The 14,425-nt window shown below is 61.7% G+C and carries 17 protein-coding genes; 8 read left to right on the forward strand and 9 right to left on the reverse strand.

Features of this window, described 5'->3' with window-relative positions:
- Window positions 1-60: 60 nt before the first annotated feature.
- Window positions 61-558 carry a GNAT family N-acetyltransferase gene (locus ASD02_RS26920; RefSeq protein WP_025426631.1) on the reverse strand — a complete coding sequence of 166 codons (498 nt, stop codon included), beginning with the start codon at window positions 556-558 and terminating at the stop codon, window positions 61-63.
- Between the two features lie 3 nt (window positions 559-561).
- Window positions 562-2,064, reverse strand: a complete 1,503-nt coding sequence (gatB, locus tag ASD02_RS26925) for an Asp-tRNA(Asn)/Glu-tRNA(Gln) amidotransferase subunit GatB (RefSeq protein ID WP_025426630.1) — start codon at window positions 2,062-2,064, stop codon at window positions 562-564.
- A gap of 149 nt (window positions 2,065-2,213) precedes the next feature.
- Between gatB and ASD02_RS26930 the strand changes: the two genes are divergently transcribed.
- Both ASD02_RS26930 and ASD02_RS26935 read left to right on the forward strand, forming a co-directional pair.
- Window positions 2,214-2,525 carry a DUF1294 domain-containing protein gene (locus tag ASD02_RS26930; protein WP_025426629.1) on the forward strand — a complete coding sequence of 104 codons (312 nt, stop codon included), beginning with the start codon at window positions 2,214-2,216 and terminating at the stop codon, window positions 2,523-2,525.
- A 173-nt stretch (window positions 2,526-2,698) separates the two neighbouring features.
- Window positions 2,699-2,953 (forward strand): YjhX family toxin, encoded by a 255-nt coding sequence (locus tag ASD02_RS26935; protein WP_025426628.1) that lies wholly within the window; start codon window positions 2,699-2,701, stop codon window positions 2,951-2,953.
- Between the two features lie 89 nt (window positions 2,954-3,042).
- Here the strand turns inward: ASD02_RS26935 and ASD02_RS26940 are convergent, their stop codons facing one another.
- The 4 genes from ASD02_RS26940 to ASD02_RS26955 all read right to left on the reverse strand — a co-directional run bounded on the left by ASD02_RS26940 (window position 3,043) and on the right by ASD02_RS26955 (window position 6,328).
- Window positions 3,043-3,546, reverse strand: coding sequence for a GNAT family N-acetyltransferase (locus ASD02_RS26940; RefSeq protein WP_025426627.1), 504 nt, complete (start codon window positions 3,544-3,546; stop codon window positions 3,043-3,045).
- A 127-nt stretch (window positions 3,547-3,673) separates the two neighbouring features.
- Window positions 3,674-5,155, reverse strand: a complete 1,482-nt coding sequence (gatA, locus tag ASD02_RS26945; protein ID WP_025426626.1) for an Asp-tRNA(Asn)/Glu-tRNA(Gln) amidotransferase subunit GatA — start codon at window positions 5,153-5,155, stop codon at window positions 3,674-3,676.
- Between the two features lie 70 nt (window positions 5,156-5,225).
- Window positions 5,226-5,513: an Asp-tRNA(Asn)/Glu-tRNA(Gln) amidotransferase subunit GatC gene (gene gatC, locus ASD02_RS26950; protein WP_025426625.1), complete on the reverse strand. Its 288-nt coding sequence runs from the start codon at window positions 5,511-5,513 to the stop codon at window positions 5,226-5,228.
- Between the two features lie 110 nt (window positions 5,514-5,623).
- Window positions 5,624-6,328 (reverse strand): metal-dependent hydrolase, encoded by a 705-nt coding sequence (locus tag ASD02_RS26955; RefSeq protein ID WP_025426624.1) that lies wholly within the window; start codon window positions 6,326-6,328, stop codon window positions 5,624-5,626.
- A gap of 82 nt (window positions 6,329-6,410) precedes the next feature.
- Here ASD02_RS26955 and ruvX point away from each other — a divergent pair, with 82 nt between their 5' ends.
- Window positions 6,411-6,899: a Holliday junction resolvase RuvX gene (gene ruvX, locus ASD02_RS26960; RefSeq protein WP_025426623.1), complete on the forward strand. Its 489-nt coding sequence runs from the start codon at window positions 6,411-6,413 to the stop codon at window positions 6,897-6,899.
- Here ruvX and ASD02_RS26965 read toward each other — a convergent pair.
- Both ASD02_RS26965 and ASD02_RS38610 read right to left on the reverse strand, forming a co-directional pair.
- Entirely contained in the window at window positions 6,842-7,186 is a 345-nt protein-coding gene (locus ASD02_RS26965) for a DUF6105 family protein (protein ID WP_025426622.1), read from the reverse strand. The genes ruvX and ASD02_RS26965 overlap by 58 nt on opposite strands.
- Entirely contained in the window at window positions 7,183-7,338 is a 156-nt protein-coding gene (locus tag ASD02_RS38610; RefSeq protein ID WP_156407888.1) for a hypothetical protein, read from the reverse strand. The genes ASD02_RS26965 and ASD02_RS38610 overlap by 4 nt, the downstream gene beginning before the upstream one ends.
- 239 nt (window positions 7,339-7,577) lie before the next feature.
- Between ASD02_RS38610 and ASD02_RS26970 the strand changes: the two genes are divergently transcribed.
- The gene (locus ASD02_RS26970; RefSeq protein WP_025426621.1) at window positions 7,578-8,513 is read left to right on the forward strand and encodes an AEC family transporter; all 936 of its coding nucleotides are present in this window, start codon (window positions 7,578-7,580) and stop codon (window positions 8,511-8,513) included.
- Here ASD02_RS26970 and ASD02_RS26975 read toward each other — a convergent pair.
- Window positions 8,495-10,147 carry an acyl-CoA dehydrogenase family protein gene (locus ASD02_RS26975; protein WP_025426620.1) on the reverse strand — a complete coding sequence of 551 codons (1,653 nt, stop codon included), beginning with the start codon at window positions 10,145-10,147 and terminating at the stop codon, window positions 8,495-8,497. The two genes, ASD02_RS26970 and ASD02_RS26975, sit on opposite strands and share 19 nt — an antisense overlap.
- A gap of 157 nt (window positions 10,148-10,304) precedes the next feature.
- On the opposite strand from ASD02_RS26975, the gene ASD02_RS26980 reads away from it, so the two are divergent.
- Genes ASD02_RS26980 through dprA form a run of 4 tightly spaced genes read left to right on the forward strand, consistent with a single transcriptional unit; the run spans window position 10,305 to window position 14,325 of the window.
- Window positions 10,305-11,246 carry an aspartate carbamoyltransferase catalytic subunit gene (locus ASD02_RS26980; RefSeq protein WP_025426619.1) on the forward strand — a complete coding sequence of 314 codons (942 nt, stop codon included), beginning with the start codon at window positions 10,305-10,307 and terminating at the stop codon, window positions 11,244-11,246.
- Window positions 11,243-12,535, forward strand: a complete 1,293-nt coding sequence (locus tag ASD02_RS26985; RefSeq protein WP_025426618.1) for a dihydroorotase — start codon at window positions 11,243-11,245, stop codon at window positions 12,533-12,535. The genes ASD02_RS26980 and ASD02_RS26985 overlap by 4 nt, the downstream gene beginning before the upstream one ends.
- A 27-nt stretch (window positions 12,536-12,562) precedes the next feature.
- A complete protein-coding gene (gene plsY / locus ASD02_RS26990) occupies window positions 12,563-13,174 on the forward strand; it encodes a glycerol-3-phosphate 1-O-acyltransferase PlsY (RefSeq protein WP_025426617.1) in 612 nt (203 codons plus the stop codon).
- A complete protein-coding gene (dprA, locus tag ASD02_RS26995) occupies window positions 13,174-14,325 on the forward strand; it encodes a DNA-processing protein DprA (RefSeq protein WP_057221470.1) in 1,152 nt (383 codons plus the stop codon). Before plsY ends, dprA begins: the two co-directional genes overlap by 1 nt.
- Window positions 14,326-14,425 lie beyond the last annotated feature (100 nt).

Raw genomic sequence — 14,425 nt, forward strand, 5'->3', positions numbered from 1 at the left:
TAACCGCGCGATCTTCCCCGGAGGAAGGCGACGGCCGCTAACCTCAGAGGAACGACGGCGTCAGACCAACGGTTTTTCGAGGATGAGTGCCAGAAGCCCCGACTGGTCGTCGCCGCAATCGCTGGTTTGACCGACTTCGGAAAAGCCGTGAGTCCGGTAGAATGCGAGGGCATGAAGGTTCTGCGGCTCGACCTCGACCCGCATGCGCTCGGCATCCGGGAAGCAGGTTTCGAGTTCGGCGAAAATGTCGCGGCCGATGCCCTGCCTCTGCAGTTTCGGCAGGACGTAAAGCTGGTGGAGCACCACGGTCTTCTTCAACGTATCTGACATGGACGCATAGCCCATGCCGCCAATGCTGCGACCATCGTCGGCAACCAGGAATTCCGCGTCCTTGCGCTCTAGCCGGACCTTGAGCGCCGGTAGCGAATGCCAGCGGCCCGTCAGTTCGTTGACCTTCTCGACGCCATAGAAGGTGTCATAGGTCGCGTGCCACGTCTCGACGAGCAGCGCGCGAACCTTTTCCAGATCGCGCTCGCTCGCCGTGCGGACGAAGAACATCGTTTATTCCTCGATGCCGAGCTTGGCCTTGACCAGTGCCTGAACGGCCTGCGGATTAGCCTTGCCGCCGGTCGACTTCATCACCTGGCCGACGAACCAGCCAGCGAGCGAAGGCTTTGCCTGCACCTTGGCAACCTGGTCCGGGTTGGCGGCGATGATCTCGTCGACCGCCTTCTCGATGGCGCCGGTGTCTGTTACCTGCTTCATGCCACGCGCTTCAACGATCTCGGCAGGATTTCCGCCTTCGTTCCAGACGATTTCGAAGAGGTCCTTGGCGATCTTGCCGGAAATCGTCTCCGCCTTGATGAGATCGATGATGCCGCCGAGCTGGGCAGGGGAAACCGGAGTCTCTTCAATAGCTTTGCCGGCTTTGTTCAAGGCGCCGAGCAAGTCGTTGATGACCCAGTTTGCAGCGATCTTGCCGTCACGGCCTTCGGCCACAGCCTCGAAATAGTCGGCAATCGACTTTTCGGAAACGAGCACCGAGGCGTCATAGACCGACAGGCCCATGGCGCTGACAAAGCGTTCCTTCTTGTCGTCAGGCAGTTCCGGCAGGTCGGCTTTCAGCGCATCGACGAAGGCCTGGTCGAATTCGAGCGGCAGCAGGTCCGGGTCCGGGAAGTAGCGATAGTCGTGCGCGTCTTCCTTGGACCGCATGGAGCGTGTCTCGCCCTTGTTCGGGTCGAACAGGCGCGTTTCCTGGTCGATAGAGCCGCCGTCTTCCAGAATTCCGATCTGACGGCGCGCTTCATATTCGATCGCCTGACCGATGAAGCGGATGGAGTTGACGTTCTTGATTTCGCAGCGCGTGCCAAAACCTTCGCCGGGGCGACGGACCGAAACGTTGACGTCGGCGCGCATCGAACCTTCGTCCATGTTGCCGTCACAGGTGCCGAGGTATCGCACGATCGAACGCAGCTTGGTCATGTAGGCCTTGGCCTCGTCGGACGACCGCATGTCGGGCTTTGAGACGATTTCCATCAGCGCCACGCCGGAGCGGTTGAGGTCGACATAGGACATCGACGGATGCTGGTCGTGCATCGACTTGCCGGCATCCTGCTCGAGATGCAGGCGCTCGATGCCGATCTCGACGTCTTCGAACTGGCCCTGGCGATCAGGCCCGACGGAAATGATGATCTTGCCTTCGCCGACGATCGGATCCTTGAACTGCGAGATCTGATAGCCCTGCGGCAGGTCGGGATAGAAGTAGTTTTTGCGGTCGAAGATCGAGCGGTTGTTGATCACGGCCTTGAGACCGAGGCCGGTGCGGACCGCCTGCCTGACGCATTCCTCGTTGATGACGGGCAGCATGCCAGGCATGGCCGCATCGACAAGCGACACGTTGGCGTTCGCCGGCTTGCCGAATTCGGTCGATGCACCCGAGAACAGCTTCGAATTGGAAAGCACCTGGGCATGGACCTCCATGCCGATGATAACCTCCCAGTCGCCAGTGGCGCCAGGGATGAAGCGTTTGGAATCGGGAGTGCGGACGTCGACAATGCTCATATCATGCTCTTCTTTGAAGCCTGAATTCTTGGTTTCTCGGTAGAGCAATTGCCGCAATGGTGCAAGTTGTTAGGCGCGATCAGCCGCCCCGCGATGACGTGGCGCACGGTTTAACCGCCGCTTAGCGGTCGCTATGGCAAAAGGTGGACATGGCCCTCACCGCTGCCAGTCTCCTGTGTTTCCTTGTCGCGATCAACATCACGAGCTTCTGCCAATTCTGGTACGACAAGCACGCGGCGCGATCAGGCTGGCGCCGCATCAGCGAGCGGACGTTGCTGCAATCGGCATTTTTCGGCGGCAGCATCGGTGCGATGGCCGGTCGCCAGGTCTTCAGGCACAAGACACGCAAGGAGCCGTTTCGAACACATCTCATTCTGATCGTCCTGTTCCAGATGATTGTGGCGGTTGCCTGCGCAATCTTTGCGAGCGGATATATTGACGCTTTCGTCGGTCTCTTCTAGGAAGCGTTCGTTCGAATGGAGTTTTGATGTTCACATCGTCTGAGTCCCGGTAAGGGCCCCTGCCCGCTTTCTCATAGATTGCGCGCACGGGCCGGAAACGTAACCCCGCTTTTCCCAAGATTTGCGGAACGTTTTTCTGCGTTCTCACGAACGCTATTCCGGAACATTCAGATATGGATATCTCACGCGCTGAGCAGCGCATTCTTCATCATTTGGCCCAAGGCGGCCGTATCGAAATTACCCGCGACGACAAGACGATCATCGACATCAGATGCTTCACGCGCGACGGATGGGTCTATCCGGGCTTCGACCTCGAACTCTTCCGCAAGCTGAAGCGCAAGAAAGCGATCTCGTCATCGGCCGGCAAACCCTATCGCATCACCGAGCGGGGCTTGCGCCTGGTCCGGTCGGAACTCAACAATCGCTGATCGGCGAAACCATGAGGATGCCGGGTATCGCCCGGCATTTTCTCCAGCCCTTACGGTATGCCGCGATTAGGGATCGTATCTCTTATCACCTAGCGGCCGTAAAGGCCGAGATCGGTAACAGCAAGCGGCTTGCCCAGCCCGATGTACTCGACATCGCGATCAAGCTTGGGCGCATAGGAGGTCGACAGCCAGGTGACCCCGTAGCCGTGTTTGCGGAAGAAGCCGATGGCTGCTGTGTTCTTGGCGTGCGTCTTGGTTTTCGCTGCGTCGAAGCCGTCGTTTGAGATGCGAAGCTCAATGTCGGCGAGCAGACGACCGCCGAGCCCCCGCCTCTGGGCTTCCGGCTCGATCCACAGATCGGAGATCATCTCGTCGAAGTTCTCGCGAGCGGCCCAGCCACGCGGCCGGCCATCAACTTCGATCAGCGAAACGGAGAGCCAATGATTGGCAAGAAAATCGCCAAAGGCGTTCTCCGCCAGGCGCCTCATCCGACCGACATCGGCAAGGCCGACAATCGCCCCTTCCCAGGCGCGAAGGCCTACGGCCGTGAGAGCACCAACCTCATCCTCTCGAGCATGACGGATCACGGGCATGGCGCGGCCCCCCTCTCCGCGTCACTGAAGCGTCGCGCGTCATGTGTGACGCGTCAAGGACGCTGGCTGACACACCAGTCGCGGCGATCGCGGCGCAGCACGCTTGCGGTGCTGCGCCGTTAGCGTTTTACCACCACTTGGTGGGCGCGAAACGACCGGCTGCCTGCTCGATCACATGGGCGGTCTTGAAGAGGGTCTCTTCCTCGAACGGCTTGCCGATCAGTTGCAGACCAAGCGGCAGGCCCTTGTGATCGACGCCGCCGGGAACGGCGATGCCCGGCAGGCCGGCCATGTTGACCGTCACCGTAAAGATGTCGTTGAGGTACATCTTGACCGGATCCGATGCGAGATCCTCGTCGGCGATGCCGAACGCGGAGGACGGTGTCGCCGGCGTCAGGATCGCGTCGACGCCCGCATGGAAAGCGAGTTCAAAGTCGCGCTTGATCAACGTGCGAACCTTCTGGGCGCGCAGGTAGTAGGCGTCGTAATAGCCGGCAGAAAGCACATAGGTGCCGATCATGATGCGGCGCTTGACCTCCTGGCCGAAGCCGGCTGCGCGGGTCTTCTCGTACATGTCGACGATGTCCTTGCCGTCGACGCGCAGGCCGTAGCGGACGCCATCGTAGCGGGCAAGATTCGAAGACGCTTCGGCCGGAGCGACGATGTAGTAAGCCGGCAGCGCGTATTTGGTGTGCGGAAGCGTGATGTCGACGATCTCGGCACCGGCATCCTTAAGCCAGGCGATACCCTGCTGCCACAGGGCTTCGATCTCTTCCGGCATGCCGTCTACCCGGTATTCGCGCGGAATACCGATCTTCATGCCCTTGATCGACTGTCCGATCGAAGCTTCGTAGTTCGGCACCGGCAGATCGACGGAGGTCGTGTCCTTGGCGTCGACGCTTGCCATCGACTTCAGAAGGATCGCGGCGTCGCGCACGTCACGGGCAATCGGGCCGGCCTGATCGAGCGACGACGCAAAGGCGACGACGCCCCAGCGCGAGCAGCGGCCATAGGTCGGCTTGATGCCGACGGTGCCGGTGAAGGCGGCCGGCTGACGGATGGAGCCACCGGTATCGGTTGCGGTCGCACCGGCGCACAGATGCGCGGCGACGGCAGCGGCCGAGCCGCCCGACGAGCCGCCCGGGACCAGATCGAGGTTGGAGCCCTTGGCGCGCCAGGGGTTCTTCACGGCACCGTAGTAAGAGGTTTCGTTGGAGGAGCCCATGGCGAACTCGTCCATGTTGAGCTTGCCGAGCATCACGGCGCCGTCGTTCCAGAGGTTCTGGGTCACGGTCGATTCGTAGCGCGGGGCGAAACCATCGAGAATGTGGCTGCAGGCCTGCGTGTGCACGCCTTCGGTACCGAACAGATCCTTGATGCCCAGCGGAATGCCTTCGAGCGCGCCGGCCTTGCCGGCCGCGATGCGCGCGTCCGATGCCTTGGCCATTTCGCGCGCCTTGTCCGGCGTGACGGCGATATAGGCATTGATCGCTTCATTGGCGGAATCGATCGCCGCGATATAGGCGTCGGTCAGTTCAACGGCGGTGATTTCCTTGGCGACAAGCTTGGTGCGGGCTTCGGCGATCGTAAGGCTGGTGAGTTCGGTCATGATGAAATCGGACTTTCGCAATCAGGGACGCCGGGCGCAATCAGGGACGCCGGGGCGGCAGGTGGTCGGATTATTCGACGACCTTCGGGACGAGGAAAAAGTTGCGATCGGTATTGGGAGCATTGGCAACGATATCGTCGGCCTTGCTGCCATCGGACACGACGTCAAGGCGCTTCTTCATGTCCATCGGTGTCACCGACGTCATCGGTTCTACGCCATCGACATTCACTTCGGAGAGTTGCTCGACGAAACCAAGGATGCCGTTGATTTCGCCCACCATTCGCGTGGCTTCATCTTCACTGACGGCGATGCGGGCGAGGCGCGCGACGCGCTTCACGGTGGCAAGGTCTACGGACATGGTCGTCTCCGGTATCTGGAACTTTCCCCCGCTATAATGGTGCGCGGCGAGGCGCGCAACGGGGGAATCGCCCGATCGCTCGCCTGCCGCGGTGCTGACGGCCTTCGCCGTCAGACGGTCACTACGCCACCGACGGCCGGTGTTGCCACTTTGGTCGAGGCGCTGTCCATGCCGACGACGAAGTTTTCCGGCGTCTGATCGATGATCGGGAAGGATCCGTAGTGGCAGGGAATGGCGGTCGAGAACTTGAAATAGCGCTGGCAGGCAAGTGCGGCCACGGCGCCTCCCATGGTGAACCGGTCGCCGATTGGAACGAGGCCGATCTCCGGCTGGTGCAATTCCTCTACCAGAGCCATGTCCGAAAAGATGTCCGTGTCGCCCATATGGTAGAGCGTCGGTTCATCCTCGAAATGCAGAACGAGGCCGTTAGCACTGCCGAGCGAATGCGAAACGCCGTCTTCGGTAATCTGTGCCGAAGAATGCAGCGCATTGACGAAAGTGGCGGAAAAGCCGGCGAGATGAATGGTGCCGCCGGTGTTGCCCGGCTCCATCGCCGAAACGCCCTGGCGCCCAAGCCACATGCAGAGATCGAAGTTCGCAACGACCACGGCTCCCGTTTCCTTGGCGATTGCGACGGTGTCGCCGACATGATCGCCATGACCGTGCGTCAGCAGAATATGGGTGAGCCCGGTCGTCACCTCCTTGCGCTCGCTGTCGAGGAAGGCCGGGTTGCCGGTGAAGAAGGGATCGATCAGGATCTTCGACGTTGCCGTTTCGATGTGGAAAGCGGAATGGCCGAGCCATTTGATCTTCATGACATTCTCCCAGATGATTTGCGCCTTGGACCAGCTATATGGAACGGATCGAACACCTGCAAAGATCGAATCGGCAAATCAAATGACAATTCTGACCATCGAAGAGCTCGCGAGCCAGCTTCAGCCCAACCAGGCCATCGCCGGCCTCGATCTCGGCACCAAGACGATCGGCATCTCGGTGTCCGACCTTGGACGCCGGATCGCAACGCCGCGCGAGGTGATCCGGCGGGTCAAATTCGGCATCGATGCGGTGACGCTTCTGGCAGTGGCCGAGAAGGAACGGGTTGCGGCCCTTATCATCGGCCTGCCGGTCAACATGGACGGCAGCGAAGGGCCCCGGTGTCAGGCGACCCGCGCTTTCGTGCGAAACATGGTCGAGAAGACGCCCCTGCCCTTCGTCTACTGGGATGAGCGGCTTTCGACCGTCGCGGCCGAACGGGTGCTGATTGAAATGGACGTATCACGCAAGAAGCGGGCCGAGCGCATCGACTCGGCTGCCGCATCCTTCATTCTTCAAGGGGCGCTCGACAGGCTGGCGTCCCTTGCCAGGGACGGCGCTTCGGCCGACTGAGCGGCCACTGCACCAAAGCAGCGGCGATACCAGACTGCAAGCTCACGACGCTTGCGGAAGGCGATGATGCCGAAAACGATGAAGCTGTCGACAATGATGGCGCGGGCGACGAGCGGCGGAATGCTTTCCGGCGGAATGCCGAGCACGTTGCCGTAGACCTGGAAGACCAGGTCATGGGTCTGGCGCGTCAGCATGAAGAATCCGAAGCTCATGTCGTAGTAGGAAAGGCCGTACCAGGCGGCCAAAAACATGACGGGGCATGCCCACAGGATCAGAAACCACTTCATGCGGCCCCCCTTTCCGATATGCGTCGATAGAACAATGGATAGATCGCGCGGTCTGCCAGTACCAAGGCAAGCAGAACCATTGCGGGAACCACGATATCGAGCGCCAGTCCGGCGAAAAACATCATCATGATGATCAAAAGACCAGTTCTCACCGAACCGCTCCCTTCCGGATCTCTTTGCGTTACCCAACCACTGTCCACGCTCGCCGGCGGTCACGCAATGTAAACCACTTGTTAAGGTTAATTTTCACAGGCTCCTGTCCGACTGCAGCCAGCCCGACCCGCCAAGGCGCTGCAAAGCTTGAAACGCACGGCGCGATTTCGTCTTAAATTGATTCCGGCTCGAGGGATTATGCAGTAACGGTGGGCTCCTCTCCCGCTCAGGCCCCGTCATGATCATCGTCTTTGAAAGTATCCTTCCCATCTTCCTTCTGGTGCTGCTCGGCGCATGGCTGAAACGCACGACGCTGGTCGATCAGAACCTTTGGCTGGGCCTCGAACAGTTCGGCTATTACATTCTCTTCCCCGCCCTCTTGTTCTCCACGCTGGCCCAGGCCGATTTTTCCGGCATGAAGGCGGACGCCACGGCGATCGCCACGATCGGCAGTGTCAGCCTGATGTCGATCTTTGTCCTCTTCCTCTGGCCGCTGTTTCGAAACAGAGAGGTTTCGGGCGCCTCCTTCACCTCGGTCTTCCAGACGGCGACGCGGTGGAACGGCTTCATGGCACTGGCGATCGCACAGAAACTCTATGGACCGATCGGGCTGACGCTGACGGCGCTGGTGATGACCCTCGTGATCATCCCGATCAATCTCTACAACGTCGGCGTGCTGGTTTGGTTCGGGGGCGGCAACCGGGATTTCCGGCGTTTCTTTGCCAAGATCGCTACCAATCCGTTAATCGTCGCATCGGTGCTGGGCATCGTGTTCAACCGGATGGGCATAACTGTCTACGGGCCGGTGATGACGACCATCGACATGCTGGCAAGCGCCTCGCTCAGCCTCGGGCTCGTTATGGTCGGTGCCGGATTGCGGGTGTCGGACGCACTGAAGCCGAGTGGATCGGCGATGTTGGCAGTCTTCCTGAAGCTGATCATGATGCCGGTGTTCATGGTGGGTGCCAGCTTCCTGCTCGGCATCCGCGGCGATGCGTTGTGCGTCATTGCGCTCGGCGCTGCCGTTCCGACCGCGATGAACGGCTATCTGCTCGCCAAACAGATGGGCGGCGACGCAGAGCTCTACGCGGCGGTGGCGACGGTTCAGACCGTCGTCTCCTTCTTCACGATCCCGCTGGTGCTGTCGGTGACCGCCTATGTGGCGGCCGGATAGAGCAGGTCGAGGATGTAGGCCGAATCGAAGCGCGAATCGAGCATGCCGTAGGTGGACCGCCAGCCGGCGGCAAGGCGCGATTCGAGGAAGGCGTCGGCGATGCGGCCGGCCCCGAGCCGATAGAGTTCGGCAGCCGCCGCTGCCAGAGCCAGTTGCTCGACCAGCATGCGGGCGGCCCCTTCGTCGCGCTCGCAGAGCGACATCGCCGCACGCAGCACGTCGATCGTCTTGCGACCGGCAGGCCCGAGATCGCGGCTCAGCACGGCAAACAGCTGTTCGAAGAGATCCTTGCGCTTAAGCAGAACGCGAAGCACATCCAGCGCCATGACGTTGCCCGAGCCTTCCCAGATCGCGTTGACCGGCGCCTCGCGATAATGCCGCGCCAGCGCCCGCTCTTCGACGTAGCCGTTGCCACCGAGGCATTCCATCGCTTCATAGATCAGCGCCGGGGCGATCTTGCAGCACCAGTATTTTGCGACCGGCGTCATGATGCGCGCATAGGCCGCCTCTTCGGCACTGCCGTGCGCCTTGTCGAAGGCATCGGCGAGGCGGAACGACAGGGCACTGGCGGCGGCGACGTCGAGCGCCATATCGGCGAGGACCCGGGTCATCATCGGCTGGCCGACGAGCGGCTTGCCGAAAACCTTGCGGCCACGCGTGTGGTGGACGGCCTCGGCGAGCGATGCCCGCATGATGCCGGCGGACGCCAGCGCGCAATCGAGACGCGTCAGCGTCACCATGTCGAGAATAGTGCGGATACCGGCATCGGGCGCGCCGAGCACGAAACCGAATGTGTCGGAAAACTCGACTTCGGAGGATGCGTTGGAGCGGTTGCCGAGCTTGTCCTTCAGGCGTTGGAAGCGCAGGCCGTTGGCGCTCCCGTCTTCAAGCAGCCTCGGTACAAGGAAGCAGCCGAGCCCGTCGCGGGTCTGCGCCAGCATGACGAAGGCGTCGCTCATCGGCGCCGACATGAACCACTTGTGGCCGTTCAGGCGGTAGATACCCTCGCCGACACGCTCTGCGGTCGAAGTGTTGGCGCGCACATCGGTGCCGCCCTGCTTTTCCGTCATGCCCATGCCGACGGTAACGGCAGACTTCTGCATCCACGGCTTGTTGGACGAATCGTATTTGCGCGACAGGATCTTCGGCGCCCATTCCTTCTGCACGGCGGGCGAGGCGGTGATCGCGGCAAGCGATGCACTTGTCATCGTCAGCGGGCAAAGATGGCCGCATTCCAGCTGGGCCGTCAGGTAGAAACGGATCGCCCGCGTCTTGTGCGACTGATTGCGCTCGTCAGGCAGGTTCTCCCAGGCGGATGCGTGCAGGCCCGAGGTCATGGAGCGTCGCATCAGCGCATGCCAGGCCGGATGGAACTCGACGACATCGAGGCGCTCGCCGCGTGGGCCATGCGTCTTCAGCTTCGGTACGCCTTCGTTCGCCATGCGCGCGAGTTCCTGCGCCTCCGGCGAGGTCACGTAGCGCCCGAGCGTACCGAACTCGTCGCGCAGGGCCTTCGGCATGCCCGACGTGATGTCCACGACCAGCGGATCGGAACGATAGGCATTGATGCCGGACCAGGGCTTGGGCTGGTTCAGCTCGGCGAGTTTCTGTTCGGTCCGGTTCATCTGATTCATGGGCCGGTTCTAGCGCAACTTTGCCGACCACGAAACGGGGCCAGGGAAAGATAGGATGCCGCACCCAAGTTTTCTGCGGAAGGGCCCGCGCAACGCTTGCCGTGCCGGGGGTCACGTCTTATAGAGCGAGCCACATTCCAGAGCGCAAGGGCGGCCCATGACCACTTTCCCGCATCGCCACCTGCTCGGCATCAAAGGTCTTACGGAGCAGGATATCACCTACCTGCTCGATCGTGCCGATGAAGCCGTCAAGATCTCCCGTCAGAGAGAGAAGAAGACGTCCACCCTTCGAGGGATGACGCAGATCAATCTCTTCTTTGAAGCGTCCACCAGGACGCAATCCTCCTTCGAGCTAGCGGGCAAACGGCTCGGCGCCGACGTGATGAACATGTCGGTCGGCAACTCGTCGGTGAAAAAGGGCGAAACGCTGATCGATACGGCGATGACGCTCAACGCCATGCACCCCGACGTGCTGGTCGTGCGCCATTCGTCCGCGGGTGCGGCCGCACTTCTGGCCCACAAGGTTTCCTGCTCCGTGGTCAATGCCGGCGATGGCCAGCACGAACATCCGACCCAGGCCCTGCTCGATGCACTGACGATCCGCCGCATCAAGGGCAAGCTCTCGCGCATCATCGTGGCGATCTGCGGCGACGTGCTGCATTCGCGTGTCGCCCGCTCCAACATCCTTCTGCTCAACCAGATGGGCGCGAGGGTGCGGGTCGTCGCACCGGCAACGCTGCTTCCCTCTGGGATCGCCGACATGGGCGTTGAGGTCTACCACTCGATGGCCGAGGGACTGAAGGATGCAGATGTGGTGATGATGCTGCGCCTGCAGCGCGAGCGCATGGCCGGCTCCTTCGTGCCTTCGGTGCGCGAATATTTCCACTACTACGGCCTCGATGCCGAAAAGCTCAAGGCAGCCAAGGACGACGCGCTCGTCATGCACCCGGGCCCAATGAACCGCGGCGTCGAGATCGCGTCCGAAATCGCCGATGGGCCGCAGAGCGTAATCGAGCAGCAGGTTGAAATGGGTGTCGCCGTGCGCATGGCGGTGATGGAAACGCTTCTTCTTTCGCAGAACCAGGGGCCGCGCGTATGACCAGACCGCTCGTTCTTAGGAACCTTCGCATCGTCGATCCGTCCCGCAACCTCGACGAAACCGGCACGATCATCGTCGGTGATGATGGCCGTATCCTGGCCGCAGGCAAGGATGCCCTCAATCAGGGAACGCCTGTTGGCGCCTTCGTCAAGGATTGCGACGGACTAACGGCCGTTCCGGGCCTCGTCGACGCGCGCGTCTTCGTCGGCGAGCCGGGCGCCGAGCACCGCGAAACGATCGAATCGGCCTCGCGCGCAGCAGCCGTCGGCGGTGTGACCTCCTTCATTTCGATGCCGGACACGGATCCTGTCATCGACGACATCGCGCTTGTCGAATTCATGCAGAAGACGGCCCGCGACAAGGCGCTCGTCAATGTCTATCCGGCGGCCGCGATGACAAAGGGTCTCGCCGGCGAAGAGATGACCGAGTTCGGTCTGCTGCGGGAGGCAGGTGCGGTCTGCTTCACCAACGGACGCAAGGCGATTCACGATACGCTGATGCTGCGCCGCGCCATGACCTATGCCCGCGAGTTCGGCGCGGTGATCGCGCTCGAAACGCGCGACAAGTATCTCGGCGCCAACGGCGTGATGAACGAGGGCCTGCTTGCCAGCTGGCTCGGTCTTGCCGGTGTGCCGCGCGAGGCGGAAATCATCCCGCTCGAGCGCGACCTGCGTATCGCCGGCCTCACCAAGGCCGCCTACCACGCCGCCAACATCTCGGTTCCCGAATCCGCCGAAGCCGTTCTGACCGCCCGCAACCGCGGCGCCAACGTCACCTGCGGCATCTCTATCAACCATCTGACGCTCAACGAGAACGACATCGGTGAATACCGGACCTTCTTCAAGCTCTCGCCGCCGCTGCGCCGCGAGGACGACCGCGTCGCGATGGCGGAAGCTCTTGCCAACGGCACCATCGACATCATCGTTTCCTCGCATGATCCGCAGGATGTCGACACCAAGCGCCTGCCCTTCTCCGACGCGGAAAATGGCGCGATCGGGCTCGAGACGATGCTAGCCGCAGCGCTTCGCCTGCATAACAGCGGCCAGGTTCCGCTGATGCGCCTCATCGACGCGATGTCGACGCGTCCGGCGGCGATCTTCGGGCTTGATGCCGGCTCGCTGAAGCCGGGTGCCAAGGCCGACATCACCGTCATCGATCTCGAAGAGCCTTGGGTCCTCTACAAGGAAGCGATCGTTTCACGATCGAAGAACACGCCATTCGAAAATGCGCGCTTTACCGGACGGGTTGTGCAAACCTATGTTGCCGGCAAGCTTGTGCATTCGGCATAAGCGACAGCAGTCGCGCGGGAGGAATCGGTGGATCTTTTTTCCTGGCAGCTTGGACTGCCTTCGACAGCCTTGAGCCTTGCCTTCGGCTATCTGCTCGGCTCGATCCCCTTCGGGCTGATCCTGACCCGCATGGCCGGCCTCGGTGACGTTCGCAAGATCGGCTCGGGCAATATCGGCGCCACCAATGTCCTGCGAACCGGCAACAAGAAGCTTGCCGCGGCAACCCTGCTGCTTGACGCCCTGAAAGGCACGGCGGCAGCCGCTATCGCATCGCTTTGGGGTGTCGAAGCCGGTATCGCCGCAGGTCTTGCCGCCTTCCTCGGCCATCTCTACCCGGTCTGGCTCGGCTTCAAGGGCGGCAAGGGCGTCGCTACCTATATCGGCGTGCTGCTGGGCCTCGTGCCCTGGATGGTTCTCGTCTTTGCGGCGATCTGGCTGGCGATGGCGAAAATTAGCCGTTACTCTTCGCTATCGGCGCTGGTTGCAACTGCAGTCATTCCGGTTGTACTCTACCTGACAGGACACGAGAAAGTCGCCCTGCTGTTTGCGGTCATGACCCTGATTACATGGGTGAAACATCGCGCCAATATCCAGCGGCTCATCGCGGGCACCGAAAGCAGGATCGGAGACAAGGGATAATGTTGAACGTCAGTGCAAAGCGAACCGGAGTTGCACTGACCGAACGACAGAAGATTTCCTGGCTGCGGCTGATCCGCAGCGATAATGTCGGCCCCGTAACGTTCCGCGATCTCATCAATCACTTCGGCACGGCTGACGCCGCACTTGACGCCTTGCCCGAACTATTGCGGCGCGGCGCCGGGGCGCGGACGTTCCGCGTCGCCACTATCGCCGAAGCGGAACGGGAGCTCGAAATAGCGCACCGCTTCGGCGCGACCTTCGTCGGTATCGGCGAACCAAATTATCCTTTCGCCCTTCGCCAGATCGATGGCGCTCCACCGCTTCTGGCGGTCAAAGGCAACCTCGACGCCGCGGCACGATCGTCTCTCGGCATCGTCGGCTCGCGCAACGCCTCGGTCAGCGGTGCCAAGTTCGCAGCGATGATCGCGCGCGATGCCGGTCGTGCCGGTTATGTGATCACGTCAGGGCTGGCGCGCGGCATCGACACCGCCGCCCATCGAGCAAGCCTGGAAAGCGGAACGATCGCGGTGCTTGCGGGCGGTATCGACCGACCCTATCCACCGGAAAATGTCGGGCTGCTCAACGATATCATGTCAGGCCAGGGCCTGGCCGTGAGCGAAATGCCGTTCGGCTGGGAGCCGCGGGCTCGCGATTTCCCGAGGCGCAACCGTCTGATCGCCGGCATCAGTCTCGGCGTGGCGATCGTCGAGGCAGCCAACCGCTCGGGCTCACTGATCACGGCCCGCTACGCCGCCGATTTCGGCCGACTGGTATTTGCCGTTCCCGGCTCGCCGCTCGACCCACGCTGCCACGGAACCAATGATCTGCTCAAACAGGGCGCGATCGTCACGACGACGTCGGACGATGTTCTCGACGCCCTTGCGCCTCTCAGCCAATACAGGCTGCCCTTGGCGGCAGGGGCCGAAGAGCCCGGCCATGCAGCCCCGTCGAGACAGCCGGTGCCGCTCGCTGACGGCGACCGGGCAACGATCATCGACGCGCTCGGCCCGACACCGGCCGAAATCGACGATGTCATCCGCCACACTGGACAGCCTGCAGCGGAAGTCTACCTCGTGCTGCTCGAGCTTGACCTTGCCGGACGCCTCAGCCGCCATGCTGGCGGACTGGTGTCGCTCAATGCGGAGCAATAAAACTTCTTGTTTGCGCACGATCCAGTCGGCAACCGGCAACACAAAAGCACATTCGCAGATACGAAGAAAACACGAGCGACTCAATCGGAAAGAGATATAA

The organism is Ensifer sp. Root1252, from assembly GCF_001425885.1.
GTDB lineage: Bacteria > Pseudomonadota > Alphaproteobacteria > Rhizobiales > Rhizobiaceae > Ensifer > Ensifer canadensis.